This is a genomic window from Stenotrophomonas sp. Sm10 (genome assembly GCF_030985515.1).
Taxonomy (GTDB): Bacteria; Pseudomonadota; Gammaproteobacteria; order Xanthomonadales; family Xanthomonadaceae; genus Stenotrophomonas; species Stenotrophomonas hibiscicola.
In genome coordinates, this window is the sequence record NZ_JAPTFO010000174.1 from 1 (window position 1) to 2,279 (window position 2,279).

Consider the following 2,279-nt stretch of genomic DNA (forward strand, 5'->3'; position numbering starts at 1 on the left):
TAGACAGCTTATTTCACTCTTGCCGTTTGTGGAAGATCCTGACGCTGAACTGGAAGCCTTGGAAGAGGAGAAAGAGAAGAACATGGAACGCATGCCAGTGTTTAACCAAGACAACACGAAACCCGAAGACGAGGTAGAGGATGAAGAATCAGGAGTACTGGGCGAAGAGGAAAGCCAATCTGATTTACCAACAGATGGACAAGGCCGAAAAGCAGGCAGACCAGTTCGATAAGGTCTATCAGGAAGCTAAGACTTACTTGGATAAGGAAATCAATAAGATTTTCGATAAGTTCCAACGTGATTATGGTTTAAGTCAGGTAGATGCTAGACAAGTCTTGAAGAACATGAAAGACAAGAAAGACTTGAATGAACTTCGTAAAGTGCTTGAAGCGAGGCCAAATGACCCGAATATCCAAAGGCTACTGGCTGACTTAGACAGTCCAGCTTATTCTTTCCGTATGAAACGACTAGAGCGTTTGAGCGACGATTTAGACCGTATTCGTGAATCTATCTATCATTCGGAGAAGACAGGCTCAGATGCCTTTTATAGCGACTTGATGAAGGATAGCTACTACAAGGCTACCTTTGACCTGCAACAGCAGACAGGGTTAGCATATGGCTTTTCTGGGCTTCCTGAGAGCGAGATAAAACATCTACAGTCTTTCAGTTGGGTAGGTGACGGAAACACGTACTCTACAGACATCTGGAAGAATACAGGAAAGCTTACTTCAAGCATAAAAGATGAACTCCTCATAAGCCTTATGACAGGCCGAGATACACGAGAAACTGCACAAGCAATTGCCGAGCGGTTCAATGTAGGTCAAAACGATGCAAGGCGTTTGGTTCGAACAGAATCAGCCTTTTTTCATAATCAAATGGAACTGCTCAGCTATGAAGAAGCAGACATAGAGAAGTATATCTTTGTGGCCGTTTTAGACAAGCGTACATCACGCATTTGTCAGGAACATGACAATCAGGTCTATGACAGGGATAAGGCTGTCCCTTGCGTCAATTGTCCGCCTATGCTTCCGTGGTGTAGGTCTACTACTGTCGGATACGACGAGGACGCAGACTACAGCAAGCTGAAGCGTAGGGCAAGAAATCCTGAGACTGGTAAAGTCGAGTATGTGCCTGCTGATATGACTTATAAAGAGTGGTATAGCAAGTATGTGGATGGTGAGGACGTTGTTAAGGAATCTAAACCAGAAGTGGATGACAAGGTTTTTGTAGCTGATAAACCAAGTGAAATAGACGACTTCTTCAAGAAGCAAAAGTCTTATCAAAAGTGGTATAATGAGCTTGATGAAAAACAAAAAGATGCTATTTTCAATTACACTATGTCTCCACATGAGCAAATAAATTCCGTGATGAGGCAAGGTTATGAAGAATACAGAAAAAATGGTTTAATGGAAATTGAAGCATCTGAAATTCCTTATGTCGAAAGATATTTGCAAGAAAACCTAGAGCTTTCCAAAAAGTTAGAAACCGTATTTGGAAGCTATAAGACGGAGGAAAGTTTCATAACTTATCGTGGAACTAGGGCAGAACAATCATACTTTAATAACTTAATTGTCGGTCAGACTACTGTAATCGACAAGGCTTTTATGAGTACAAGTTTAGCGAAAGAAGAAGCATTAAACTTCTCTAATGATGGAATCGGAGAAAGGTATCTATTGGATATTACAGTAAGAAAAGGTTCTAAATCTGGAGTATACATATCTGAGCTTTCGGATATGCCAGAAGAAAAAGAATTTCTTATCAAACCATCTGCTAAATTTAAAGTTATATCCGTAGATAAAAATTCATCAGGATTAAATTTGATAAGTTTGGAGTTACAAGATGATTAAAAAAAGATTTTTAGAACCATTTCAAGATATTCCGAGTGTTAGAGCTGATATTTTAGTTTTTACACAGGGGTTATCTCTAAAGCCTATTGTTTCGTTTTTGAAGTCAGCTAGTGATGAAGAATTGCATAAAATAGGCAAAGCCGTTTTTTATCTCTATCCTGCCAATATTCGGGAACAGCTAGCTAACAAGAGAAAAGATTCGGTAAATTATAGCTTCATCGACGACTACACTCGTACATATAATATTGATTCTACTACTACATCTAAAGATAAGTCTCGAGGTAGTGCATTGCTCGCATTTTTACGAGAAAATCCTGATATGGATGCAACAGAGTTTTGTAAAAAACTTAAATTATAATACAAATTAAGCACCTAGAGAAATCTAAGTGCTTTTTTCGTGCTCAGAAAGGATTGAAAATGGATAAAGCAAAA

3 protein-coding genes are annotated in these 2,279 nt (G+C 39.1%); all 3 read left to right on the forward strand.

Going from position 1 to position 2,279, the window contains the following annotated elements; all coding sequences use genetic code 11:
• The coding region (locus O0J15_RS20830; RefSeq protein WP_308306253.1) for a hypothetical protein at positions 1-232 on the forward strand (232 nt) is incomplete at its 5' end.
• Complete coding sequence (locus O0J15_RS20835; protein WP_308306254.1) at positions 195-1,847, forward strand: minor capsid protein; 1,653 nt, start codon at positions 195-197, stop codon at positions 1,845-1,847. The genes O0J15_RS20830 and O0J15_RS20835, both read left to right, overlap by 38 nt.
• Positions 1,840-2,205: a hypothetical protein gene (locus tag O0J15_RS20840; protein ID WP_308306255.1), complete on the forward strand. Its 366-nt coding sequence runs from the start codon at positions 1,840-1,842 to the stop codon at positions 2,203-2,205. Before O0J15_RS20835 ends, O0J15_RS20840 begins: the two co-directional genes overlap by 8 nt.
• The last annotated feature ends 74 nt before the right edge of the window (positions 2,206-2,279 follow it).